Annotated in this window: 16 protein-coding genes; 10 read left to right on the plus strand and 6 right to left on the minus strand. The window is 62.1% G+C overall.

The window, feature by feature from the left end:
• Window positions 1-188: 188 nt before the first annotated feature.
• Genes ACYQ1P_RS01640 through ACYQ1P_RS01650 form a run of 3 tightly spaced genes read right to left on the minus strand, consistent with a single transcriptional unit; the run spans window position 189 to window position 3,505 of the window.
• Window positions 189-971, minus strand: coding sequence for a formylglycine-generating enzyme family protein (locus ACYQ1P_RS01640; RefSeq protein ID WP_460018640.1), 783 nt, complete (start codon window positions 969-971; stop codon window positions 189-191).
• Window positions 961-1,797 carry a 2-oxoacid:ferredoxin oxidoreductase subunit beta gene (locus ACYQ1P_RS01645; protein ID WP_460018641.1) on the minus strand — a complete coding sequence of 279 codons (837 nt, stop codon included), beginning with the start codon at window positions 1,795-1,797 and terminating at the stop codon, window positions 961-963. Before ACYQ1P_RS01645 ends, ACYQ1P_RS01640 begins: the two co-directional genes overlap by 11 nt.
• Before the next feature lie 4 nt (window positions 1,798-1,801).
• Window positions 1,802-3,505, minus strand: coding sequence for a 2-oxoacid:acceptor oxidoreductase subunit alpha (locus ACYQ1P_RS01650; protein WP_460020115.1), 1,704 nt, complete (start codon window positions 3,503-3,505; stop codon window positions 1,802-1,804).
• Between the two features lie 322 nt (window positions 3,506-3,827).
• Between ACYQ1P_RS01650 and ACYQ1P_RS01655 the strand changes: the two genes are divergently transcribed.
• Entirely contained in the window at window positions 3,828-4,301 is a 474-nt protein-coding gene (locus ACYQ1P_RS01655; RefSeq protein WP_460018642.1) for a response regulator, read from the plus strand.
• Between the two features lie 57 nt (window positions 4,302-4,358).
• On the opposite strand, the gene glgB is transcribed toward ACYQ1P_RS01655, so the two are convergent.
• From glgB to ACYQ1P_RS01670, 3 genes are all read right to left on the minus strand, one after another.
• Window positions 4,359-6,587: a 1,4-alpha-glucan branching protein GlgB gene (glgB, locus tag ACYQ1P_RS01660; RefSeq protein WP_460020116.1), complete on the minus strand. Its 2,229-nt coding sequence runs from the start codon at window positions 6,585-6,587 to the stop codon at window positions 4,359-4,361.
• A 109-nt stretch (window positions 6,588-6,696) separates the two neighbouring features.
• Window positions 6,697-8,598: a tetratricopeptide repeat-containing sulfotransferase family protein gene (locus tag ACYQ1P_RS01665; protein WP_460018643.1), complete on the minus strand. Its 1,902-nt coding sequence runs from the start codon at window positions 8,596-8,598 to the stop codon at window positions 6,697-6,699.
• Between the two features lie 73 nt (window positions 8,599-8,671).
• Complete coding sequence (locus tag ACYQ1P_RS01670; RefSeq protein WP_460018644.1) at window positions 8,672-15,595, minus strand: FecR domain-containing protein; 6,924 nt, start codon at window positions 15,593-15,595, stop codon at window positions 8,672-8,674.
• Window positions 15,596-15,847: 252 nt separating this feature from the next.
• On the opposite strand from ACYQ1P_RS01670, the gene ACYQ1P_RS01675 reads away from it, so the two are divergent.
• The 9 genes from ACYQ1P_RS01675 to ACYQ1P_RS01715 all read left to right on the plus strand — a co-directional run bounded on the left by ACYQ1P_RS01675 (window position 15,848) and on the right by ACYQ1P_RS01715 (window position 25,154).
• Window positions 15,848-16,399: a SiaB family protein kinase gene (locus ACYQ1P_RS01675; RefSeq protein WP_460018645.1), complete on the plus strand. Its 552-nt coding sequence runs from the start codon at window positions 15,848-15,850 to the stop codon at window positions 16,397-16,399.
• Window positions 16,400-16,427: 28 nt separating this feature from the next.
• Window positions 16,428-16,814, plus strand: coding sequence for a DUF1987 domain-containing protein (locus ACYQ1P_RS01680; RefSeq protein ID WP_460018646.1), 387 nt, complete (start codon window positions 16,428-16,430; stop codon window positions 16,812-16,814).
• Window positions 16,814-18,877 (plus strand): HD domain-containing phosphohydrolase, encoded by a 2,064-nt coding sequence (locus ACYQ1P_RS01685; RefSeq protein WP_460018647.1) that lies wholly within the window; start codon window positions 16,814-16,816, stop codon window positions 18,875-18,877. Before ACYQ1P_RS01680 ends, ACYQ1P_RS01685 begins: the two co-directional genes overlap by 1 nt.
• An 11-nt stretch (window positions 18,878-18,888) precedes the next feature.
• Entirely contained in the window at window positions 18,889-19,923 is a 1,035-nt protein-coding gene (locus ACYQ1P_RS01690; protein ID WP_460018648.1) for an adenylate/guanylate cyclase domain-containing protein, read from the plus strand.
• 12 nt (window positions 19,924-19,935) lie between these two features.
• The gene (locus ACYQ1P_RS01695) at window positions 19,936-20,427 is read left to right on the plus strand and encodes a phospholipase A2 family protein (protein WP_460018649.1); all 492 of its coding nucleotides are present in this window, start codon (window positions 19,936-19,938) and stop codon (window positions 20,425-20,427) included.
• The gene (locus ACYQ1P_RS01700) at window positions 20,415-21,044 is read left to right on the plus strand and encodes a FecR family protein (RefSeq protein ID WP_460018650.1); all 630 of its coding nucleotides are present in this window, start codon (window positions 20,415-20,417) and stop codon (window positions 21,042-21,044) included. Before ACYQ1P_RS01695 ends, ACYQ1P_RS01700 begins: the two co-directional genes overlap by 13 nt.
• Before the next feature lie 93 nt (window positions 21,045-21,137).
• On the plus strand, window positions 21,138-22,700 hold the full coding sequence (gpmI, locus tag ACYQ1P_RS01705) for a 2,3-bisphosphoglycerate-independent phosphoglycerate mutase (RefSeq protein WP_460018651.1): 1,563 nt from the start codon (window positions 21,138-21,140) through the stop codon (window positions 22,698-22,700).
• On the plus strand, window positions 22,684-23,880 hold the full coding sequence (locus tag ACYQ1P_RS01710; RefSeq protein ID WP_460018652.1) for a murein hydrolase activator EnvC family protein: 1,197 nt from the start codon (window positions 22,684-22,686) through the stop codon (window positions 23,878-23,880). The genes gpmI and ACYQ1P_RS01710 overlap by 17 nt, the downstream gene beginning before the upstream one ends.
• A complete protein-coding gene (locus ACYQ1P_RS01715) occupies window positions 23,877-25,154 on the plus strand; it encodes a S41 family peptidase (RefSeq protein WP_460018653.1) in 1,278 nt (425 codons plus the stop codon). Before ACYQ1P_RS01710 ends, ACYQ1P_RS01715 begins: the two co-directional genes overlap by 4 nt.
• The last annotated feature ends 18 nt before the right edge of the window (window positions 25,155-25,172 follow it).

Below are 25,172 nucleotides of genomic sequence, written 5' to 3' on the forward strand. Positions count from 1 at the left end.
CGCGTTGCGACACATGCTTCGACAGGCTCGTGCTTTGACAGGCTCATGCTTCGACAGGCTCATGCTTCGACAGGCTCAGCATGAGGTAGGGGGGTGAAGCTCGGCATGAAGTGGATCACGGTGAGGATTTATTTTTGAAGGGATGACGTTGCCCTGAAGTCTGGGCAATGTCCCCCATTTGCCGCCTCTCAGTCCAAATCCCGGGCCACTCTGAATCCGATGTTGTAGCTCTTGACTTCGACGCCGTTGCGGTACCGGTAGGCGGAGGCGGCGAGTTTGGGGAAATAGTACCAGGAGCCGCCGCGGGTGACCGGTCGAGCACAGTCGCCGGTGGTGCGGGCCGAGCCGTCGGCGGGGGCCCCGTCATGGGTCTCGTTCCAACAGTCGGCGACCCATTCCCAGACATTGCCGTTCATGTCGTAAAAACCGAACGGGTTGGGCTTGAAGGTGGCGGCCGGGGCCGACTGGAAGCCGCTCCATTGGGTGCCGCAATCGCGACAGTTGGCGTTGCCCTGCCCCACTTCGTCGCCCCACCAGTAGCGCCCGGTGGTGCCACCGCGCGCCGCGTACTCCCATTCCGCTTCGCTGGGCAGGCGATAGGGTTGACCGGTGCTGGCGGCCAGCCAGGCCACGTACTGCTGGATTTCGCCGTAGGTGACATTGATCACCGGATAGCTGCCGCGCCCCCAGCCGTGGTCATGGGGCTCGCGTTCACAGCCCTTGGCGTCCACGCAGGCTTGCCACTGGTCGAAGGTCACCTCAGTGCGCCCGAGGGCAAAGGGCCTGGCGATGGTCACCCGATGGGCCGGCTGCACGTATTTACCCTTTTCCGCCCCCATAACATAGGACCCGGCGGGTACCACAACCATTTCCGGACAGCTCTCGCAATCGCGAAACGTGCTGCCCGGCTCCGCCGCCAGGGCCGGAAGCGCACAAAGCAGAACTGCCAGCAGCAGCCCGCTAAATGGCAAATTTCGCTTCAATGTCCACCATCGGCACGTTGCCGCTCAGGTCCGGTTGATAGAGCGGGCGCTGGGTTTGGAACAGCACCCCGATATTGAAGCCGTCGTCGGTCATCAGCATGCGTCCGGCGCGGCTGGGGTCGTCGGTGCGACCGACCGGGGCTTCGCGCACCACCTTTTTCCAATCCCGTTGTTCCGGGCGGAAGGTGATGCAGGGGCTCAACGCCTGGATCATCGCGAACCCCGGATGCTGAATGCCTTCCAGAATCAGCTTGGCCAGTCCGTTGGGATCACCGGCGAAACCGCGGGCGATGAAGGTCGCCCCTGCCGCCAGAGCAACCCCCAGCGGATTGAACGGCGACACCCCGGTGCCGTGCGGGGTCAGCTTGGAGGCGGTCCAATCCGGCGAGGTGGTCGGCGAGGCCTGACCCTTGGTCATGCCGTAAACCTCGTTGTCCATCACCACATAGGTGAGATCCACATTGCGCCGGCAGGCATGGATGAAATGGTTGCCGCCGATGGAAAAACCATCGCCATCGCCGCCGGTGGCCAGCACGGTCAGATCCGGCCGCGCCACCTTGAGCCCGGTGGCCAGAGCCAGGGCGCGTCCGTGCACGCCGTGGAATCCATAGACGCTGGTATAGGCAGGGATACGCGACGAACAGCCGATGCCGGAGATCACCGCCACGTCTTCCGTCTGCCGCCCCCATTCGGAGAGCGCCTTGGTAATGGAGGACAAAACAGAGAAATCGCCGCATCCGGGACACCAGACCGGCTTGTATTCCGACTTGAAAGCCTTTGCCGTCGGGGCGGCGGTTTGTTCGCTCCCGTCCATGGGATCAACTCCATTTCTTCAAATAGGCGTGAACCTGACCGGGGCGAATAGCCAGCGGCCCCGGTTGATGGAAAACCACCACTTCCGGCGGCAGGTCGTAATAGGCCCGCAGATAGTGATGGAACTGCCGCGAGTGACTCTGTTCGACCACCAACACCCGCTTCACCCCGTCCAGGGCGGCGTGCATGGCCTCGACCCGGGCCGGCAGCAACAGACGTGGCGCAATCAGGCGTACCGGATGTCCCTCGGCGGTGCGGCGGCGAATGGCCTCGCGGCACGGCCCGGTGGCGGACCCCCAGGTGAGAACAGCCGTATCGCCGTCGCCTTCGAGGGTCGCCCAATGGTCGCCGTAGTCGAAGGACTCTAATTTATGAGCCCGCTTGTCCAACTGCGTCGTGTGATCCTCGGTCTGGCTGGAAGGCCGTCCGTTGGGGCTGTGCTCCAACCCGTCGGCTACATATTCACCGCAGGGCGTGCCCGGAATGGACATGGGCGACACCCCGTCCGCCGTCGCCCCGTAGCGTTGATAGTTGGTCGTCCCCGCCGTCATGGTCTTGCGTTGGCCGACAAAGGCCGAATCGGCGGGTTTGTCGACCACCGCCCGGGACTGCCCCAGCGATTGGTCGGTCAGCAGGATGGAGGCGGTTTGCAGGGCCTCGGTCAGATAGACCGTCCACTGGGCGGTGAACAGGCAATCGGGGATGGATTGCGCTGCGGTGACGATATGCGGCGCATCCCCATGCAGGCCGTGCAGGGCGATATTCAGGTCGCTCTGTTCCGATTTGGTCGGAATGCCGGTGGAGGGGCCGCCCCGCTGCACATCGACCACCATGATCGGCGTCTCCGAGGTCACCGCCAGACCGATGCTTTCCATCATCAGGGCGAGACCGGGACCAGAGGTGGCGGTCATCGACGGCACGCCGCCGAACGAACCGCCGATGATCATGTTGATGGAGGCCAGTTCGTCTTCCGCCTGCACCAGACTGCCGCCGACCTTCTCCAGATTCGGGGCCAGCCATTCCAGAACCTCCGTCGCCGGAGTGATGGGGTAGGCGGCAACGAACCGCACCCCGCCGCGCAGCGCCCCGAGACCGGTGGCCTCGTTGCCGCTCATGTTCCAACGCTCCTGGGTGACATGAGCCCCGACCCCGTCCAACGGGTAAAGAACCCCCAGCTCCCCGGCCAGGGCAATCCCCGCGTCGATGGCAGCCTCACTGGATTTGATCGCCGCCTCGCCTTTGCGCTTGAGGGATTTGTGCACGATCTTGCGGAAGGCTTCTGCCGGAATGCCGGTCAGCACGCTGAGCATGCCCAACCCGACCATGTTGGGCCGACCGCCCTCGATGGCCTTGGCCGTGTTCTTGAAATCCACCGGAACGGTGCGGGCACCGCTGGCGGCGATGACCTCGGGCACATCCCCCGCCGAGGCGTCATAGATCACCGTGCTGCTGGCATCCAGCGGCAGTTCAGCGGAAAAGCGCTCCACGTTCATCCAGTCGAAGGCCATGTGAATCTGCACCAGATCCACCGCGCCCTCAATCGCATGGGCGGCCAGAGTGACGAACGCCGCCGCCTCGCCACCGCGAATTTGCGGCCCCGAGGACCGGGTCATTTGTCCCAACAATCCGGCCTCGGCCGCGGCATGCAGAAGCATCTGCCCCGCGGTCATCACGCCAGCCCCACCAGCCCCGGTCAAGGCAATCGCCACAGTATCCAATTCAGAATTCTCCTTAGCGTGCAAACCCCTATGAAACATAGGGGAATTGTTCAGGGGGAGGCCTTATTAATAGGCTCCTCGCCGGGGAATGCAAACGAAACCGGAGCCACCTCCACCCGGGGACTCCCGTCAGACGGAAGGCTACCACATAACGGCCGCTTCGGCATCATCGCTCGGGGAATTTTCGCCCATCGGAGGCCCCGCAACCGACGCGCCCCCCCATCATCTTGTCTCTTGGAATCCTGAAGCCTTGGCTATACTATCATATAGCTTTCGGTCGTCGGACCGCTGACACAAGAAGAATAGAGACCCCATGCAGCCCAGAACCCGTCCGGTCAAAATTCTGTTCGCCGAGGCCAATGCCGACGATGCCCGACGCCTGAGCGAGGCGTTCAAGTCCCTGCCGACGTCCACAGAGATCCACCATGTGGAAACCGGGAACGCCCTGCGGGATTTCGTCAATCGCAAGGACGATTCCGTGCCGCGCCCGGATCTGATCATTCTCGGTCTTGAACTGCCTCCCGATTCCGGGCGGGAGGTGCTGGCCGATCTGAAATCCGCCGAGTCCCTGCGTGCCATTCCGGTGATCATCTTCTCCCGCTCCAATTCGGTGGAGGACCGGCGCACCTGTTATGACCTGGGGGCCAACGCCTTCATCTGCAAACCGGAAGATCCCGCAGCTTTCGAGGAAGCCGTGCGGGCCTTGGAAAAATTCTGGATGCAGACCGCCCGCCTGCCGGGCCTGCAGGAGTTGAACTTCTTCTCTACCGGCGCGACCTTCGCCTGACCTGGCGCCTGATCGGGCGCCCAGCCTCCCCTCTACCGCAAGCGGTCACGGGTCGATTCAATCGTCCTGCTTGGCCGCTTTTGCCTCGACCTTTTTCGGTACGAAGGTGACTGTAGCCAATGGCGGCAGGGTCAGCACCAGCGAATGGGGCAGGTCATGCCAGGCCACGTCCTCGGCATACAGGTCGCCCTCATTGCTCACACCAGATCCCCCGTATTCGGTGCGATCCGTATTGATGCATTCGACCCAGGCGCCGCCCTCGGGAACGCCGAGCCGATAGCCGTCGCGCACCACCGGCGTGAAGCTGTTGACCACCAGCATCACCGAGCCGTCCAGGCCGTAGCGCAGATAGGCGAAGACACTCTGATCCACGTCATGGGATTCGACCCAGCGGAAGCCATTGGGCTCGCAATCCTGTTGCGGCAGCGAGGGTTCGTTGCGATAGATCCCGTTGAGATCGCGGATCAGATTCTGCACCCCCTTGTGATAGGGGTTTTCCAGCAGATGCCAATCGAGGCTTTCGGCATAGGCCCATTCCCGTTCCTGCCCGAATTCGCCGCCCATGAACAACAGTTTTTTGCCCGGATAGGACCACATGAATCCAAAATAGGCGCGCAATCCGGCGAACCGTTGCCACTGGTCGCCCGGCATCCGGCCGATCAACGAGCCCTTGCCATGCACCACTTCATCATGGGACAGGGGTAGCACGTAGTTCTCGGTATAGGCATAGAGCATGCCGAAGGTCATTTCGTTGTGGTGGTAGCGGCGATGCACCGGGTCCTTGGACATATAAAGCAGGGTGTCGTGCATCCAGCCCATGTTCCACTTGTAGCCGAAGCCCAGGCCGCCCAGGTAGGTGGGCCGCGAGACCATCGGCCAGGCGGTGGATTCCTCGGCCAGGGTAAAGGCCCCCTGTCCCCGCTCGTAGACCAGTTCGTTGAGACGGCGCAGGAAGGCGATGGCGCCCAGGTTCTCCCGTCCGCCGTGTTTGTTGGGAATCCACTCCCCTTCCTTGCGGCTGTAATCCAGATACAGCATGGAGGCCACCGCATCCACCCGCAGCCCGTCCAGATGATATTCGTTAAGCCAAAACAAGGCGTTGACTAGCAGGTAGTTGGTCACTTCCTGACGGTCGAAATTGTAGATCAGGGTGCCCCAGTCCATATGCCGCCCCTGGCGCGGGTCGGCATGCTCATAGAGATGGGTGCCGTCGAAATATTCCAGCCCGTGGGTATCGGTCGGGAAATGCCCCGGCACCCAATCGAGAATCACGCCGATTCCGGCCGCATGACAGCGATCGACGAAATAGCGGAAATCATCCGGCGTCCCGAACCGGCTGGTCGGCGCAAACAGGCCGATGGGCTGATAGCCCCAGGAGCCGTCGAAGGGATGTTCGGTGATCGGCAGCAGCTCCACATGGGTGAAGCCCAGATCCTTGACGTAGGCAACCAGCTCGTCGGCCATTTCCCGATAGGTCAGGCTGCGGTTGTCTTCTTCCGGCACCCGACGCCAGGAGCCCATGTGGATTTCGTAGATGGAAATGGGCTGTTCGCGCAGGGTGGTGTCCTGGCGCCGCTTCATCCAGGCCTTGTCTTTCCAGGCATAGCCATCCAGGGACTCGACGACGGAGGCGGTGGCCGGGGGATGCTCGCAATAGAAGGCATAGGGATCGGCCTTCAGGGGCAGGATATTGCCGAAGCGGTCCTTGATCTCGTACTTGTAGATTTCGCCCTTGCCCAGCCCGGGGATGAAAATCTCCCACACCCCGATTCCATGGTGCTTGCGCATCACATGGCAGCGCCCGTCCCATTGATTGAACGGGCCGACCACGCTGACCCGGCGGGCGTTGGGGGCCCAGACGGCGAAACCGACGCCGGACACGCCGTCGATTTTGTGCAGATGCGCCCCCATGACCTTGTAGCTTTCCAGATGGTTGCCCTCGCCGATCAGATGGGCATCCAACTCGCCGAGCAGCCCGGGGAAGCGATAGGGGTCCTCCACCTCGAAACAGGCCTGACCACGGGTGACCCGCAGGCGGTAGGACAGCGAGTCGCGCGTGCCCGCCACTTCGCCCTCGAACAGACCGTCCGGGTGAATCCTGTCCAGGACCCGCAGATCCTTGCCGGTTTTGGCATTGACCACCACCACCTCGGTGGCGTCGGCCTGAAACGTGCGGATCATGAGATGGCCTTCTCCGGCCTCATGGGGGCCGAGGCAAGAGAAAGGATCGCCGTGGTCTCCGGTCGCCAGTGCGGTGGCGGTCTTGCTGTCCAGGCTGCCCATCATCCCCATGATCTTCTCCTTCGAAACCGTTTCGTGATCTGACGTGATCCCGTTGTTGTTTAGGCTTTTCGGCGGCTCACGGCAAGGTCTGGATATATTATATTACTTTCCGTCAATAGCCGACTCCGTTTAAGGACTCGACCAAATCTCCCAGGTGAGTCTCATACCGCCGCCAGCGTCCGGCGGAGGTGGCATAGATGGGATTGCGCACCTGCGACCGGCTGGCCGTGCGGATGGCCCGATGGGATTTGTGAAACTCCAGACAGGCCGGGTCCCAGTCCAGACCGCAATGATCAAGCAGGCGGCGCACCTGCGGTTCCGGATCGGCCACCAGCTGTTCGTAATCCACATCAAGCACCGTCACCGGCAGCACCTCCCGCCAATGGCGCATCAAATCCGCATAGAGCCTCCAGGCGTGACCCTGGGCCTCCAGGTTGAAGCTGGCCGAAAGCCCGTCCTGGAAATTGGCGAAATAATTGGACAGGCAGTTGTCCATCGGATCGCGGCGGCAATGGATGAAGGTGCCCCGAGGAAACAGCAGTGCCGCCAGTCCGAGAAAGGCATAGTTGCCGGGCAGCTTGTTGGTCACCTTATCCGCCTGCGGTGCCCAATCCAGCAGTCGAAGATCGTAGGCTCGGGCCAGTCGCAGCGCCCCGTCCCGCGACAGGTCCGCCATGCAATCGGGATAGGGTTTCTTCTCCGCCGTGAGGGCGGGCAGAATCATCGCCAGATGGGGCAGGTCCATCAGTTCCCCAGCCCCCGACGCCCGCGGATGAGCGGCGATGATCTGTTCGACCAGGGTGGTGCCCGAACGGGGCATTCCGGCAATCAGGATCGGTCGTTCGCTGGCCAGCCCCCAATCCTGACGGGCGGCGTAAAAGGCGGCATCGAAGACCTCCTTCAATCGCGCCATGCGCTGTTCCTGGCCCTGGGGATCGTAGGCCCGGCCCTGCCGTTGCAGTTCCCCATGGCGCAGGGCATTGGCCCGATCAAGGGCGGCGAAGGCCCCCTCATGGTCCCCCGCCTTGTCCCGGACCGACGCCAGGGCGAAATTCAGCGCCGCCCGCTGGCGGACCGCCAGACCATCCCGTCCGGCGAGCGTCTCCAGACGTTCGGTTTCGGCATCGCCCGGTTTCAGCGCCCCCATGGAGGCCAACTCGGACAGCGCCGGGGGATGGTGGGGCATGTCCTCCAGCACGTCGCGCAGAACCTCCTCGGCGACCTCCCGATGGCCGGTGGTCAGCAGCAGGGAGCCCAGACGCACCTTCAGGTTGGCGGCGCTCGGATGGCTGGCCAGCAGGTGACAGAGAATGCGCCGCGCCTCTTCCCCCTTGCCTGCCATTTCCAGGAAATCCACCTGCGCCAACAAGGTCTCCAGATGGTCCGGGTCCTTTTTCAGCGCCTTATCCAGATACCCCCGCGCCCGGGTGAGGAATCCGCCGTCGATGAAATGCGCCGCCGCCTCGGCCAGGATATCCGGATTGTCCGGGTTGAGCTTCAACGCCTCCTGAAGCGCTTGAATCGCCGCCCGCCCCTTGCCTTCATGGCGGTACAGGTTGGCCAGATGGGCATGGGCGCGGGCGTATTTGGGGTCCAGGGAAATGGCTTTGCTGTAGGCCTCCTGCGCCTCGTCCCAGCTTTCGCGCAGATGCAAGGCCCGACCCAGGCTGTCCCAGGCCGGGGCCATGTCGGCCCGCACCTCCAGCGCCCGCCGCAACAGCTCGACGGCCGGTTGCGGCAATCCCATGTTGAGTAACAAGGTGCCCTTGTTGGCGAGAAAGGCCGGGTCTTCCGGGCGCTGGGCCAGGGCCTGATCGAAACAATCCAGGGCCAGACGGCTTTGCCCGTCCAGCATGGCGCAGCCGCCGAGCATGTGCAAAGCATCCGCATGATCGGGAATCACGTCGAGAATTTTACGGCAGATGGCGGCGGCCTCGCCCCGCTGTCCGGTCATGATATGGTGCCCGGCGATTTCCAGGGCCTTTTGCGGCGTCAGGTGGTGCTTGTTTTCCATTCAACCCTCGCAGGACAAGGAAACGGCGCGCCCATGAGATCACGAACGCGCCAAGTATAACCGATCCCTGTCTTCAGAACACCTGGATGTCATCCGCCTGTATCGAAATCGGCGATCCATCGCTGGACTGCACCGTCGCCACCAGGGAATAGGAGTTGACCGAGCCTGCATTGTTCTGGGCATACCAGAGTTGGCCGACCGAGGGGTCCGCCGGCTGCTGCATGAATTGATTTTCACCTTGCGTGAAGAACAGGAACACGCCCTGCGAAGGATTGATATCCCCATTCATCTGCGAACTGAAGGCCCAGACGGCGGCACTAATCGCGGAGACCCCGTCAGTGCTGTAGAAAGATCCCATATCGAAGAAATTATAGGCTTGGCCGCTGCTGTAGGTCGAAAGCCCGCCCATTGTGGTCAGTGCCAGATTGCTGGCCCCATCGCCGCCCGGCCAGAAGCGGAACATGTCGTTGCCGTCCTGGGTGCCGAAACCGGTGATCATATCGCCGCCTTCCAATCCCAGTTGGTCGAGCACATAGACGAACAGATCATCGCCCGTGCCGCCATCCATGAAGTCCTGAGTCTCGCCGCCGTAGAACAGGTCATTGCCGGAACCGCCACTCAGCGTATCGGTGCCCGCATCGCCGAACAGGATGTCGTTTCCGTCATAACCCGAGATGACGTCATCACCCCCCAGTCCATGCAACTGGTCGTTCGATGACGTGCCGTCGATGGTGTCGCCGATCTCATCGTTGCCCGCAAAGATATCGCCGTCGGCGTTGGAACTGACAATGAAGATGGATTCGGCCGTCATCGGACCGCCGTTGCCATCCAACTGCAACGTCGCCACTTCCGAGAAGCCGTAGTTCCCACTGCCTGAGAATGGATCGTAGCTGTCCGTGTAGTACAGATGGCCGTTGCTCGCCTCGTCTTCAAAATACAGGAATACCGGACGGTAATCCCAGCCGAACACTGGCAGGGTAATTGCCGACTGCAACCCATCCAGAGCCGCATTGAACGAGCTGACTTGAGAACTGCCCCAGGCATTGCCGTCCCAGCCGGACGGACCCGTGGTCAGGTCATGAACCGAGCCAAAGGGCAACAAACCGTTCAATTGGCTGGTCCAGAAGGCCAGAGCATCATCGGTGGGATTAAACCCGATGATCGTGTCGCCGCCCTCGGCGGCATCAAAGGCCATGCCGTTGAGGAGATAGGAAAACACGTCCTCACCCGACCCACCGGTCAGGGTATCGGCCCCCAGCCCGCCGGTCAGCCAATCGTCACCCGCCAGACCGTCCATTTCGTCATCATTGTCGGTGCCGACCAGGACATCGTTACCGGAGGTGCCCAAAATGGCATTGGAGGACCCGTCGTCAATGGCCTGATCAATCTTCAGGGTCACCGTCGCGTCGCCGGATTCGACAGCCTCATAGACCGTGTAGGTACGCCCGTAGAGGATCTCCGTGGAGCCGGTATCGGTCCATTCGCCCTCGGCCAGCAAGACCGAGGCCCCGCTGTCGCCGTTATGGCTGTTGAGAATCAGCGTCCCGCCTGAAATCCCCAGATTGGCCGCCACCTGATCGGCGGTGATGCCCGTATGGGCCTGCTGACCGCTGGTATCCTCGGTGCCGTAGAGCGTGGCCCCGCTGGACAGGGTGATGGCCTCAACCCCCAAAATCTGACTGGTGATCTGGTTGCCATCGTAGCTTTCGAAACCGACTTCGCCGCCCCATACGGCCAACTCATCGCTGCCCGCGCCGCCGTCCATCCGAAGGTCGTCGCCGTCCGTATAGAGGATATCGTTACCAGCGCCGCCGTCCATCATGTCGGCCCCGGTGCCGCCATCGAGGGTGTCGTTGCCGAGGCCGCCCATCAACCGGTCATCGGCGTTGCCACCGGTCATGTTGTCATCGCCTGACAGGCCGAACATGGCGTTCTGTACCCAGGTACCGCCGTTCAAGGCACCGCCGCCCACCGAAGCCGTGACCACCTGCGCCGAGGCATCATCGAACAGCAGGGTTTCAAAGCCGGTCAGCGTATCGGACCCGTCGGCTCCGACGACACTCAACGTCCCGGCATCATCCGCCGACAACACATAATCCGCCCAACTTCCGGAGAACCCAGCGCTGTCGGTTCCCGTACCGCCATCGAGAATATCGTCGCCGCCTTCACCGTAAAGGGTATCGTTGTCCGAACCGCCGCGCAGGATCGGGTCGGCACTGTCGGTGCCGTAAATGATGTCGTTGTAGTTGCCCGCGTCGATGGCCTCGACCCCAACGAATGCGTCGATGCCCCGGAAGTCAAAGGTGCTGGCGCTGAAGCCGAAGTCGCTGATGGTCAGCGCCCCGTCGCCCTCGAAGGTTTCCGCCGTGTTGGTGCCGAGGAAATTGTCCATGACGAGGCTGGTCCCGGCGGCATAAATTCTGTCGTTGCCGTCGCCACCGTCGAAGATCTCGTTGTTTTCAACGTTGCTGCTGACGTTGAAGGTATCGTTACCGTCGCCGCCGTAAACCGCGTCGGTGCCGCTGCCGCCTTCAAGGGTATCGTCGCCGCCTTCACCGTAAAGGGTATCGTTGTCCGAACCGCCGCGCAGGATCGGGTCGGCACTGTCGGTGCCGTAAATGATGTCGTTGTAGTTGCCCGCGTCGATGGCCTCGACCCCAACGAATGCGTCGATGCCCCGGAAGTCAAAGGTGCTGGCGCTGAAGCCGAAGTCGCTGATGGTCAGTGCCCCGTCGCCCTCGAAGGTTTCCGCCGTGTTGGTGCCGAGGAAATTGTCCATGACGAGGCTGGTCCCGGCGGCATAAATTCTGTCGTTGCCGTCGCCACCGTCGAAGATCTCGTTGTTTTCAACGTTGCTGCTGACGTTGAAGGTATCGTTACCGTCGCCGCCGTAAACCGCGTCGGTGCCGCTGCCGCCTTCAAGGGTATCGTCGCCGCCTTCACCGTAAAGGGTATCGTTGTCCGAACCGCCGCGCAGGATCGGGTCGGCACTGTCGGTGCCGTAAATGATGTCGTTGTAGTTGCCCGCGTCGATGGCCTCGACCCCAACGAATGCGTCGATGCCCCGGAAGTCAAAGGTGCTGGCGCTGAAGCCGAAGTCGCTGATGGTCAGTGCCCCGTCGCCCTCGAAGGTTTCCACCGTGTTGGTGCCGAGGAAATTGTCCATGACGAGGCTGGTCCCGGCGGCATAAATTCTGTCGTTGCCGTCGCCACCGTCGAAGATCTCGTTGTTTTCCACGTTGCTGCTGACGTTGAAGGTATCGTCGCCGTCGCCGCCGTAAACCGCGTCGGTGCCGCTGCCGCCTTCAAGGGTATCGTCGCCGCCTTCACCGTAAAGGGTATCGTTGTCCGAACCGCCGCGCAGGATCGGGTCGGCACTGTCGGTGCCGTAAATGATGTCGTTGTAGTTGCCCGCGTCGATGGCCTCGACCCCAACGAATGCGTCGATGCCCCGGAAGTCAAAGGTGCTGGCGCTGAAGCCGAAGTCGCTGATGGTCAGCGCCCCGTCGCCCTCGAAGGTTTCCACCGTGTTGGTGCCGAGGAAATTGTCCATGACGAGGCTGGTCCCGGCGGCATAAATTCTGTCGTTGCCGTCGCCACCGTCGAAGATCTCGTTGTTTTCAACGTTGCTGCTGACGTTGAAGGTATCGTTACCGTCGCCGCCGTAAACCGCGTCGGTGCCGCTGCCGCCTTCAAGGGTATCGTCGCCGCCTTCACCGTAAAGGGTATCGTTGTCCGAACCGCCGCGCAGGGTGTCGTTGCCATCGGCGGAGGTCAGACGGACCGCATCCAATCCCACCGTCTCGTTGCCCGCCGTAAAGTCGGCCGAGAATGTGACGCCGCTCACAGCACTCAGGACCGCCGCGATTTCGTCAAGGCTTGCCGGATGATCCCCATCCATCACCCAACCGGCCGTCGCATCAAGATCCACGTCGTAGGCCGTCCAGTTGGTTCCCGGTGCGGTCACGTCCAAGGTCAAGGTTCCGGCGTCGCCCTCGATGGTCACCACCGGTTGGCCGCCGTCATAAAGGTCTGACTTCATGCTGAACGATAACTGACCGTTCAGATAGCCTTGCAGATTGCCGCTGAGACCGGTCGGCGCGATGAAAGCCGGGACCGTATTCGCCTGATCCTGGATCTCGATATAGCCATTGCCATCAACGCCGCCGCTGGCCATGTAGGTCACGGGGGAATTCTGCTCGTTGGAAGTCCAACCGTCGGCGCTGCTGGCAAAGTCATAGTCGATGCTGCCATCGCCATACAGCGTGTCGTTATAGTTCCCGCCATTGATCGTATCGTCGCCACCCAGGCCCACCATCACCGATTGCGCAAAGTTGGCATCGGTCAGGGTGTCGTTGCCCGCCGTGCCGGTGAGGTTGGCCCCGACCCGGGTCTGCCCGGCCAAGTAGCTGGCTATATTGCCGTCATCAAACTGGAAGATTTCCACGTTGGAAACGAAATCGGTGCCGTCAGCACCGGAAATCGTATAGACCCCCTCGGAATGGCTGATGGTATAGTCGGCCTGGTTGCCGGAGAAAATTGCCCTATCCGTCCCCGCCCCGCCGTCGATGTTGTCGGAGGCCGAACCGCCGATAAGCACATCGTCGCCCGCGCCGCCGTTCAGCTGGTCATTGCCCGCCCCGCCATCAAGCGTATTGTTGCCCGAGTTGCCGGTGATCACATCCCCGGCGCTGGTGCCAACGACATTTTCGATATCCTTGACCTGATCCGGTTGGTTCCAACCGTCAGTGAATGTGCCGAATGACCCGGCTTCGCCCAGGGTGACCGTACCGCCGAGCCCGGAGGGGCCGTCCATGACCAACGTATCAATGCCGTCGCCGCCGTCCATTCTGTCGGTGCCGGCCCCGCCCCGCAACCAGTCGTCGCCGTCCAGGCCGTAGAGGGTGTCATTTCCCGTGCCGCCGACCAGACTCTCGGAAAGATCGGTGCCGTATATTTCGCCGGAGCCCTCGACCACCAGATTGAGTTCGTTGGCCAACAAGGTGTCGAAGCCGAACTGAAAAGCTTCGACTCCGGTCACCCAGTCCGAGCCATCGCTGCCGACATTATCGGTCACCAGATAGGTGCCGTTGGCATCCAGCGGCGTAACCGTGTAATTAGAGGCAGGTCCCGAGAACACGGCGGTATCGAACCCGGCCCCGCCATAGAGATCATCATTGCCCGCACCGCCGGTCAGTACATCATCGCCCGCGCCGCCGGTCAGCAGGTCATTGCCATTGAGGCCGCTGAGTTCCCCATTTCCGCTGACGATGAGGTCCAGATCATAGGCATCATAGGAACTGTCGCTGAACTGGAAGGTCTCCACGTTGGTCACCGTATCGGTGCCGTCCGTGCCGACCAAATCCACCACGGTGAAGGTGTCGGAGGCCCAATCGTAGCTGATCTCGTAATTGTCGCGCGGACCGGAGAAAATCACCGTATCGCCTATTTCCACATCATCGCCGCCGTCGATCATGTCGTCGCCCGCGCCGCCGGTCAGTTCGTCATCGCCGTCCAGGCCGTAAATCTCGTTGTCGTCGTCGGTGCCGACAAGATCATCGTCGTCCTCGGTGCCGATGATGACGTTCGATGGGCTTTGGCTGGATGACGTGACAAAGGTCGTCGTGTCGGTTCTTGGGCTCTCGGTCGCGCCGCCGCCGGTCGTCCCAGAGCCAGTGCCGGTGCCTGCCCCCGTGCCCGTGACCCCCCCGCCACCCGTGCCGGTGCCCGCAGTCGCCCCGCCAGCCGTCCCCGGCGCGGGCAGGAATGGGTCAGGGGCTCCCGTGCCGCCGCCACCGGTGCCGCCGGTATCGCCGCCCGCTGTCGTGTCGCCGCCCGCCGCCGTATCGAAGGCATCCAGGCCTTCGCCCAACGGCCCGTCGCCCTCGGTGAGGTCGACCTTGAAGCCGAGGGTCTGTTCGACATCCTGCACCGCCTGTTCCAGCTGCGCCTCGGCCTCCTGGGCTTCGGCCTCCAACTGCTCGGCCCGGGCGTCGTCTCCGGCCTCGCGGGCCGCGGCGGCCTGCTCACGGATCTGGTTGAGCCGGTCCATGATATCCAGGGCCTTCTCTTCCAGGGTCCGGGGCAGGAACTGATTGACCTGGGTCAGAATTGAACCCACCTGCTGCGGGCTTAACTGGAAGGAACTGGGAGTGGTATTCAGCGACGGCGTCCATTGCCAGCCGCCGCCGTAGCTGTTGATTGTCCCCAACATGTCGCCGGACGGACTCATCAGTACGATTTCACCAACCGTCTCGCCGCGCAGGGTGGATTCCGGCAGGTTCACCGCCTGGATAGAGGTACCGTCGGTATCTAAAAAGACCTTGGTGCCGCGAATACCGATGGTCGCCACGGGGGTCTGCACCACCATGGCATCCTGGCCGAATTTGGCGATCTGACCGGACACGAAAGTCGCCGCGCCGGTGAGCAGGGAGACCACCGCCTGACCCTCGGTGCCGCCCGGATCGTAAACCATCTCGTCGAGCACCATGCGCCCGCTCTCGCCCAGCGAGAAGACCGAACTGTCGGCCAGCACCACACCGATGGCCCCGTCGGGCCCGGTTTCGAGAATATCGCCCTGGAACACCGGATCGCCCTTGGCCAGTTCGACCCTTGTGCCGTCGGCGTGGGTCACGCTAACCGTGCCGTCCAGGGTATCGATGCGCCCGATGGGCTCCTGAGCGGCGGTTTCGGCGGCCTGCGCCACCTGTCCCGGGGCCAGCGGCCCGGCCAGCCGCGTCGCCAGATCACCATTGATCATCGCGCCATCGGGGGTGGTCAAGGCCGGGGGTTGGGCCTGCGCGAAATAGTCGGCAATCACCACCTGCTGGCCGTCCGGCGCAGTCAGGGTGAGGTCCGATCCGGTACGGGCATAATCCGCCGCCGCCATGGCGAACCCCTCGGGCAGGGCGATGGGCGAAAGGCCGTCGCCGCTCTCGACAGTCTGGATCAGGTCCGAATGACCCTCCAGGCTCCCGGAAGTCAGATTGATATTCATGACGTCACCCTTCCCCGACACATCCCGTTCCGCGACTTGAAATCACCCCTTTATAATACTTAACTGATGGAAACCATTCAGACCATCATCCATTGGGGGGGCTCCACCTTTTGGTGGAGTGCGCCATACCCCCATTGCATAAGGGGAATTGCTTCACCCCGGTCCGGGCAAGGTTGTTGTGGCGCCTGCCCGGAAAGTCCATTACCATGCCTGTCAGGCGGTTTTGGGTCCATACTTCAGGAAAGAACACCCGTGCTTATCGACAGCATGTACGATTTCCGCAACTACTTGCAGACCCGTGGTATCTTGTTCTGCTACAGCGGCTATGTGACCGAGGAGATCCTCAGCGGCATCGGCGACGCCATTAAGCGCAAACTGGTCATGGACGACGCCGACACCAAGACGACACGCGCCGTTTTCTCGGTCTTTATCGAGCAAATGCAAAACATCATCCGTTATTCGGCCGAAATGGAACTGACGACGTCTCCTGAAAAGGATGAATTACGCTACGGTGTGCTGCTTGTCGGCAAGAAAGACGGCAGCTTTTTCGTGACCTGTGCCAACATGATCCGTACCGCAGACGTGGCCCGGCTAGAAGATTGGCTTTCGATGGTTCAGGGCATGGACCGGCAGGAACTCAAGGACACCTACAAGAAAAAATTACGGGACCATCCACCGGAGGGCAGCAAGGGTGCCGGGATCGGATTTCTCGACATTGCCCGCCGGGCCTCCAGGCCCATTGAATTCACCTTTGAGAACATTGGCGACGAATTCACCTTCTTCACGCTCAACGCCTACGTCTGAATGACGCGAAACAAATATGAGGACGACTATGGAGAATATAAAAGTTGGCGCAACGGATCGCTCTCCTGAGGTCGATTTTGATTTCGCAAGCAACATCTTCAGTCTGCGCGGTGAATCCTATCCAGAAGATGTGACCGCCTTTTATGGACCGATGGTGGCCCAGCTCGAGGAACATCTTGCGAAGCTGAACGGCGCCACCGTGCAATTCAATTTCGAATTGATCTACTTCAACAGCTCCAGCGCCAAGATTCTCATGGGCCTGTTCGACCTGCTCGACGAAACGGCCGGAAACGGCAATTCGGTCACCATCACCTGGACCTATGAATCCGACGACGACAATATGCAGGAACTGGGCGAGGAATTCGGCGAGGATCTGGAAAACGCCACCTTCGAACTCAAGGAAATCGAAGCCTGATGGTCACCGACCTTTTCAGAGATGAACACGAGACTCTGAAAAGGGTGCGGGAGATCCTCGACCAAACCACGGCGGACAAGGAAAACCTGCGCGCCGAACTGTCCAACCTGTGCAAATCCTACGGCAAGCTGACATCGGTTGCCGAACGGCTGGTGCGGTTGAGCGACCGCAGCAGCGACAACCTATTCGGCGACAACAAGAAACTCATGCTGGCCCATGCGGAACTGGCCGAGTTGAACAGCACCCTGGCCCAACATGTGCTGGAACAGAAAACGGAATTGAGTCAGGAACAGGCCAAGCTGGCCAAGCTGGTGGAACTGGGCATCGGTCTGTCGGCGGAAAAAGACGTCAACAAGCTGATGGAACTGATCCTCATCGGGGCCAAGGAATTGACCAACGCCGATGGCGGCACACTCTATATCCGCACCGATGACGACCGCCTGCGCTTCGAGATCATGCGCACGGACTCCCTGGAGATCGCCATGGGCGGCACCACCGGCAAGGACATCCCACTGCCGCCGGTCGCCATGTACAACGCCGAGACCGGCGAACAGAATCACAACAATGTGGTGACCCACGCGGTGCTGACCGAAACCACGGTCAATATCGTCGATGCCTATCAGGACGACCGGTTCGATTTCAGCGGCACCAAGGCGTTCGACGAAAAGATCGGCTATCGCTCCACATCGTTTTTGACCGTTCCGTTGAAACCGCGCGGCGGCGAGGTCATCGGCGCGCTGCAATTGCTCAATGCCCAGGATGCGGCCCACGAGCGGGTCATTGCGTTCTCCGAAAAGGTGGTCGATTTCGTCGAGGCCCTGGCCGCCCAGGCGGCGGTCGCCCTGGACAACCGGAATCTGGTCGAGGCGCAGCGGGTGCTGCTCGACTCGTTCATCCAGCTGATCGCCGGTGCCATCGACTCCAAGTCGCCCTATACCGGCGGCCATTGTGCCCGGGTGCCCGAGCTGTCGGCCAAACTGGTGCGGGCGGCCAGTGAGGCGGACCATGGTCCGTTCGCCGACTTCAAACTGGAGTCCGCTGACGAATGGCGGGAATTCCATATCGCCGCCTGGCTGCACGACTGCGGCAAGGTCACCACGCCGGAATATGTGGTCGACAAGGCGACCAAGCTGGAGACCATCTACAACCGCATCCACGAAGTGCGCACCCGTTTCGAGGTGCTGCGCCGCGACGCAGAGATCGCCTATCTCAAGGCCCGCCTGGAGGGTTCCCGTCCAGAGGCCGACCTCAAAGCCGATTACGAGTCTGAACTGGCCCGCCTGGAGGATGATTTCGCCTTTGTCGCCGAGTGCAACGTGGGCGGCGAATTCATGGCTCCGGAAAAGGTGGAACGGCTCAACGAGATCGCCGGTCAGACCTGGACCCGTCACTTCGATGACCGGCTGGGCCTGTCTCAGGGCGAGCGGGACCGCTGCGCCGACATCCCGCCGCAACCGCTGCCGGCCCGGGAACGGCTGCTCGACGACAAGCCCCAGCACATCGTGCCGCGCCCCAGCCGCGACAACCCGTTCGACGGCGACAATCCCTTCGGCTTCCAGATCGACATGCCCGAGGCGCTGTACAATTACGGGGAGATCTACAATCTGGCCATCGCCCGTGGCACCCTGACCGCCGAGGAACGCTACAAGATCAACGAACATATCGTGCAGACCATCATCATGCTCGAACGGTTGCCGTTCCCGAAGCATCTGCGCCGCATTCCCGAATATGCCGGGGCGCACCACGAGACCATGATCGGCACCGGTTATCCGCGCAAGCTGACCAAGGACGACATGTCCATTCCGGCCCGGGTGATGGCCATTGCCGATATTTTCGAGGCACTGACCGCCACCGACCGCCCCTACAAGGCCCCGAAGACCCTCAGCGAGGCGGTGAAGATCCTCAGCTTCTTCAAGAAGGACCAGCATATCGACGGCGATTTGTTCGACCTGTTCCTGAGCAGCGGCGTCTTCAAGGACTACGCCGAGGAGTTCCTGCTGCCGGAGCAGATTGACGAAGTGGATGTTTCCAAGTACCTCTCCCCACAACCGGCGAAGACTTAAGGGGGGCCTCCATGGGTTTCGAACTCTATAAAAAAGAGCAGGCCGTCATCGACGAAGCCAAGGCGTTGATCGAGTCCTGCGGCATTTCCGATCCGAACGACGCCGCCAAATACGAGGACCTGTTCAACGAATATCAAAGGCTGTTCAAGTCCACCAAGCGGCTGGTCCGTATGAGCGACCGCAACGAAGAGGAACTCAACGGCCTCGCCAAGTCGCTGGACGAAAAGAATTTGATGCTGGAACGGCTGTCCAACAAGCTTTCCAAGTACCTGTCGCCGCAGGTCTACAACTCGATCTTCGAAGGGGACCGGGAAGTTTCGCTGGCCACCGAGCGCAAGAAGCTCACCGTGTTCTTTTCCGATATCAAGAACTTCACCCAGACCACCGAGGACATGCAGCCGGAGGATCTCACCTACCTGCTCAACAAGTATTTCTCGGAAATGTCGGCCATCGCCCTGGAGCACGGGGCAACCATCGACAAGTTCATTGGCGATGCCATCCTGGCCTTTTTCGGCGACCCGGAGACCCGGGGGGTATACGAAGACGCCCAGGCCTGTGTGCGCATGGCCATCGCCATGCAGCGCCGTCTCGCCGACCTGGAGGTGGAGTGGCATGCCAAGGGCTTCGAAAAGCCGTTCAAAATGCGAGTCGGCATCAATACCGGCTTCTGCAACGTCGGCAACTTCGGCAGCGAGGCGCGGATGGATTACACCATCATCGGCGGCGAGGTGAATCTGGCGGCACGTCTGGAAAGTCAAGCCGATCCGGGCGGCATCCTGATGTCTTATGAAACCTACGCCCTGGTCTCCGACATCGTCGATGTCGAGGAACGCCCCCCGATCACGGTCAAGGGCATTCGCCGCGAGGTACGGCCGTTTGCCGTCAATGGCATCTATGACGGAGAGGAAGGCAAAAGCCGCTACATCCGCTCCAAGCAGGACGGCCTGAACCTGATGCTCGACAAGACCAAGCTGCAAGGCGACAGCGCCAGGGACGCCATCGCAGTGCTGGAAGAAGCCATTGCCGAATTGAAAAACCGACTGTAACGGGAGGGGAGCATGGGATTTCGCCTGCTGTTGATCGTCGCCCTCATCGGGCTTTCCTGGCCCGGCCAGGCCTCCAGTCTGGGCGGCATTTCGCTGCCCATGCACGGCAACTGGTGCGGCCCTGGCCATCCCAAGAATGCCTGGCGGGCCAGCCTGCCGCCCGTCGATTCCCTGGATGCCGCCTGTCAGCGCCATGACCTGTGCTACATTCAGCGCGGCGAGTTGGATTGCGGCTGCGACATCGCCTTCATGAACGAGTTGCGCAACACCCCCTACTTCTTCGGCGATCAGCGGATCAAGGCGCGGGCCATGTACGACGCCCTGGCCATGATGCCCTGTGACGACCCCGCTGGCATGGCCTACAAGCAATCCTGCGTCTGGCGCGATTTGTTCAGCGACATGGTCAGCGGACGGGCCGCGCCCTGGGAAATGCCCCTGCGCTGGATGTACCTGGGAGACAAGACCATGGAAAACAAGAGCTGGCTCGACCGATGGGGCTGGTAAAACGCCTTGCCCTTGCCGGGCTGCTGATGGTCGTCACGGCCTCCACCGCCTGGGCCGCCCAGCCGGGTGAGCCGGTGGGCCGTGTGGTGCGAATTCAGGGCACGGCGGTCGCCCTGCTGGACGCCGTGCCCCGGCCGCTGACGGTCGGTGCCGACGTGCGCCTCGGCGAAGTACTCTCAACCGGCCCGGACGCCCGCCTGGAAGTGGAAATCCAGGATGGATCGACCCTGTTCCTGGGCGAGCAGGCCAGCCTCAATCTGGAATTCTTCGATGAACCCGCGACCGGCGGGGAAATGGTCATGCGCCTGCTGACCGGGGCCTTCTCGGCGGTCTCCGGTCGCATTGCCCAGGCCGGGGGGCGGATGGAGGTCCACACGCCGGTGGCGACCATCGGCATTCGCGGCACCACCGTCTGGGGCGGCATCATCGACGGCAATTTCCAGGTCGCCCTGCTCGACGGAGCCCGCGCCGTGGTCACCACCCGCGCCGGTCGGGTCGATCTGGTCAAGGTCGGCGACGGCACCCTGATCAAGGACCCGGACTCCGTGCCGACGCCGCCCAACAAATGGGGCGGCGACAAATTGGAGCGGGCCAAGGCGACGGTGGCCTTCCGCTAGCGTGAACGGGAATTCATCAAGAATAATTCCCATTAGCCCCGGAGACCCTATATATTAGGCACCGCAACCCGGTTTTACATATGAGGCTGAGATATGGCTCCCGATAAACCACGCCCGGTCGTTCTTTGTATCCTGGATGGTTGGGGGGCGCGCAGCGACAGCGCCAACAACGCCATTGCCCTGGCCGAGACGCCGACTTGGGACCGGCTGGTCCGCGACTGCCCGCACACCCAACTGGACGCTTCCGCCCTGGAGGTCGGGTTGCCCGAGGGTCAGATGGGCAATTCGGAAGTCGGCCACATGAACCTGGGGGCCGGTCGTGTGGTGATGCAGGATCTGCCCCGCATCGACGCCGCCATCGCCGATGGCAGTATCGTTCAGAACGTCGCCCTCAACAGCCTGATCCAGAAGATGCAGGCCAGCGGCGGCAAGGCCCATCTGATGGGGTTGATCTCCCCCGGCGGCGTGCATTCCCACCAGAACCAGATGGCCGCCATCGCGCGGACCGTTTGCCAGGCCGGGGTGCCGGTGGTCGTCCATGCCTTCCTCGACGGGCGCGATACGCCGCCTTCAAGCGCCCTGGGCTACATGGAAAAATTCCTTGCCGATTGCGCCGGTCTGGACCTGCGGGTCGGGGTGGTCTCCGGGCGCTACTACGCCATGGATCGGGACAAGCGCTGGGAGCGGGTCGGACTGGCCCACAAGGCGTTGGTCGATGCGCAAGGTGAGCGGGCGGCTGATGCCCGGGAGGCCATCCAGCAAAGCTACGACAGCGGCAAGGTCGATGAATTCGTCCTGCCCACCGTGATCGGCGATTACGCGGGCATGCAGGACGGCGATGGCCTGATCATGGGCAATTTCCGCGCCGACCGGGCGCGCGAGATCCTCGCCACCCTGGTCGATCCCGCCTTCGACGGATTCCCCCGCGCCCGCCAGGTCCAATGGGCGGCGAAAGTCGGGTTGGTGGAATATTCGAAGGACCTGAACGCCTTTCTCGACACCATGTTCCCGCCCGAGGAACTGACCCATATTCTGGGCCAGGTGGTGTCCGAGGCCGGGCGCACCCAATTGCGGATCGCCGAAACCGAGAAATACGCCCATGTGACGTTCTTCCTTAACGGCGGCAGTGAACTGGTCTTCCCCGGGGAACAACGCATTTTGATCCCTTCGCCGAAAGTGGCGACCTACGACCTGCAACCGGAAATGTCGGCCCCCGAGGTCACCGACCGGCTGGTCGAAGCCATCGACGGCGGCACCTTTGACCTGATCGTGGTCAATTTTGCCAATGGCGACATGGTCGGCCATACGGGCATTCTGGAGGCCGCCATGGCCGCCGCCCGGGCCGTCGATGCCAGTCTGGCGCGGCTCGAAGAGGCCGTCATCCGGGCCGGAGGCACCCTGCTCATCACCGCTGATCACGGCAACTGCGAACAGATGCTCGACCCGGTCAGCGGCCAGCCCCTGACCGCCCACACCCTCAATCCGGTGCCCGCCATTTTGGTCAATGGTCCGGCCTGGGCCACCGGCCTGCACAGCGGACGCCTCGCCGACGTGGCCCCGACCCTGCTGAGACTCCTGGGGTTGCCGCAACCGGCTGCCATGACAGGTCGGTCGCTGATCGTCGGAAAGGACACCCAGGTTGCCGCCGCCCAATAGGTTCCTTTGGACGCTGTTCGCGGTGGCGCTGCTGCTGGCTTCGGGTCCGTCCCTTGCCGCCCCAGCCACCCAGGAACTGGAACAGACGCAAAAGGCCCTGCAACAGGATCAGGCGCGCCAACGGGAATTGGAGGCCAAGGCCCGGCAGGTCAAGGCGGAACTGGAAAAAATGCGCCACAGTCTGGTCGCCGCCGGGAGCCGCACCCGGCTCCAGGAGCAGGCGGTTTCCGACATCGAGGATCGGCTGGCCGACCTGGAGACTGAGGAGGTCCTCAAGCGCGACGACCTGACCCGCCAACGTCAGCAATTCGACGGCTTGCTGTTCGCCCTGTTGCGCATGGCCCGATATCCGCCCGAGGCGCTGATGGCCCTGCCCTACAAGCCCGAGGATACGGTGCGCAGCGCCATCCTGCTGCGCACGGCACTGCCCGAAGTGCGCCAGCGGACGGATGTGCTGCGCCGCCAATTGGACTCCCTGACCGATACCCGCAACGCCCTGCTGCGGGAAAAGACTGAACTGCAACAGGCCCAGGGGAAATTGGATGAACAATGGCGGCAGATGGATGACCTGCTCAGGCAAAAGACCGCTCTCTACGACAGCCTGAGCCGCGAAAGCGCCGCTGCTGCCGAGCGGGTCGCCGCCCTGGCCCGCAAGTCGAAGGATCTGCACGCCCTGGTCGACAGTCTGGACCAGCAACGCCGCGCCGCCGAGGCGCAACAAAAACAGCAGCAAAACGAACAGGCCCAGCGCGCCCAGGCCGCCGCCGAACCGCTCAGTGCCTTGCGCGGAAAACTGCCGCTGCCGGCCCTGGGCCGGGTGGTGGTGCGCTACGGCGAGGTAAAACAAAAAGGCGTGACCTCCAAGGGCCTGACCATCGAAACCCGCCGCAACGCACGGGTCATCGCGCCCCATGCGGGCAAAGTGGTGTTCGCCGGTCCGTTTCGCGGTTACGGGCGGCTCTTGATCATTGAACATAGCGAGGGATACCATACGCTGCTGGCGGGTATGGACCGAATCGACAGCGCCATCGGTCAGATCGTGCTGGCCGGGGAGCCGGTCGGCGTCATGGGTGCCCCCCGCACCGGACGACCGGAACTGTATCTGGAACTGCGCAGAAACAGTCAGCCCATCAACCCCCTGCCCTGGCTGGCGGCAAACAAAGGTAAGGCAAACGGATGAAGACCAAGCTGATCGCGCTCACCCTTCTGGCGGGCCTCCTGGCGTTCGCGCCCCGCGTCCAGGCGGAAGAAGCGAAAAACCCCGCCGAGACTTATGAATTGCTCAACTTGTTCGGCGATGTGTTCGAGCGCGTGCGGGCCAACTATGTGGAAGAGACTTCGGATAACGATCTGATCGAAGCGGCCATCAACGGGATGCTGAAATCCCTCGATCCCCATTCCAGCTACATGAACAAAAAGAACTACGGGGAAATGCAGGTGCAGACCCGAGGTCAGTTCGGCGGTCTGGGCATCGAAGTGACCATGGAAAACGGCCTGATCAAGGTGGTGTCTCCCATTGACGACACTCCAGCTTTCCGCGCCGGTCTGCAAACCAACGACTATCTGACCCACCTGGACGGGGAGCCGGTGATGGGCCTGACCCTTGAGCAGGCGGTGGAGAAAATGCGCGGCAAGGTCGGCTCGGATATCACTGTGACAGTGCGCCGGGAAGGACAGGATGCCTTCGATGTCACCCTCACCCGCGCCATTATTCAACTGCGCTCGGTCCGCTCACGCGCGGAAGGCGAGGTCGGCTACGTGCGCATCACCTCGTTCAGCGAGAACACCTCCAAAAGCCTGCAAGAGGCGGTGACCAAACTGAAAGAGGAAATCGGCGACCAGCTTCAGGGCTACGTGCTCGATCTGCGCAACAATCCGGGCGGGCTGCTCGATCAGGCCATCGAAGTGTCGGATTCCTTCCTGGACAAGGGTGAGATTGTCTCCACCCGCTCCCGGGACCCGGATGAAAGCCAGCGTTTCAACGCCCATCCCGGCGATATCACCGATGCCAAGCCGCTCATCGTGCTGATCAACGGCGGCTCGGCCTCGGCCTCGGAAATCGTCGCCGGTGCCTTGCAGGACCATGGCCGGGCGCTGCTGCTGGGCACCAAGTCCTTCGGCAAGGGGTCCGTGCAGACCATCGTCCCGCTGTCTGGTCACGGAGCCATGCGGCTGACCACAGCCCGCTACTATACGCCCTCTGGCCGTTCCATTCAGGCCACCGGCATTGAGCCCGACATCCTGGTCCCGCAGGCCAGGATCGAGGCGGTGGAAACGGTCAAGGGACGGCGCGAAGCCGACCTGCGCGGGGCCCTCGACCAGGGCAAGAACCTGCCGGTGGAAGAGCCCACCGACGATCAACCGCCAACCGATCAGCCGGAGATGAAAGACTATCAATTATTGCGCGCCCTGGACCTTATTAAGGGAATCGCCATGTTTGGGAGTCAAAAATAGGGTTTCGGACGGATCTCA

The organism is Magnetospira thiophila (assembly GCF_054657015.1).

Excerpts from the sequence above, each read along its gene's own strand:
- ACYQ1P_RS01645 (WP_460018641.1), bottom strand. The coding sequence starts at position 1,797 with ATGGACGGGAGCGAACAAACCGCCGCCCCGACGGCAAAGGCTTTCAAG.
- ACYQ1P_RS01655 (WP_460018642.1), top strand. The coding sequence starts at position 3,828 with ATGCAGCCCAGAACCCGTCCGGTCAAAATTCTGTTCGCCGAGGCCAAT.
- glgB (WP_460020116.1), bottom strand. The coding sequence starts at position 6,587 with ATGATGGGCAGCCTGGACAGCAAGACCGCCACCGCACTGGCGACCGGA.
- ACYQ1P_RS01665 (WP_460018643.1), bottom strand. The coding sequence starts at position 8,598 with ATGGAAAACAAGCACCACCTGACGCCGCAAAAGGCCCTGGAAATCGCC.
- ACYQ1P_RS01670 (WP_460018644.1), bottom strand. The coding sequence starts at position 15,595 with ATGAATATCAATCTGACTTCCGGGAGCCTGGAGGGTCATTCGGACCTG.
- ACYQ1P_RS01680 (WP_460018646.1), top strand. The coding sequence starts at position 16,428 with ATGGAGAATATAAAAGTTGGCGCAACGGATCGCTCTCCTGAGGTCGAT.
- ACYQ1P_RS01685 (WP_460018647.1), top strand. The coding sequence starts at position 16,814 with ATGGTCACCGACCTTTTCAGAGATGAACACGAGACTCTGAAAAGGGTG.
- ACYQ1P_RS01690 (WP_460018648.1), top strand. The coding sequence starts at position 18,889 with ATGGGTTTCGAACTCTATAAAAAAGAGCAGGCCGTCATCGACGAAGCC.
- ACYQ1P_RS01695 (WP_460018649.1), top strand. The coding sequence starts at position 19,936 with ATGGGATTTCGCCTGCTGTTGATCGTCGCCCTCATCGGGCTTTCCTGG.
- ACYQ1P_RS01700 (WP_460018650.1), top strand. The coding sequence starts at position 20,415 with ATGGGGCTGGTAAAACGCCTTGCCCTTGCCGGGCTGCTGATGGTCGTC.
- gpmI (WP_460018651.1), top strand. The coding sequence starts at position 21,138 with ATGGCTCCCGATAAACCACGCCCGGTCGTTCTTTGTATCCTGGATGGT.
- ACYQ1P_RS01715 (WP_460018653.1), top strand. The coding sequence starts at position 23,877 with ATGAAGACCAAGCTGATCGCGCTCACCCTTCTGGCGGGCCTCCTGGCG.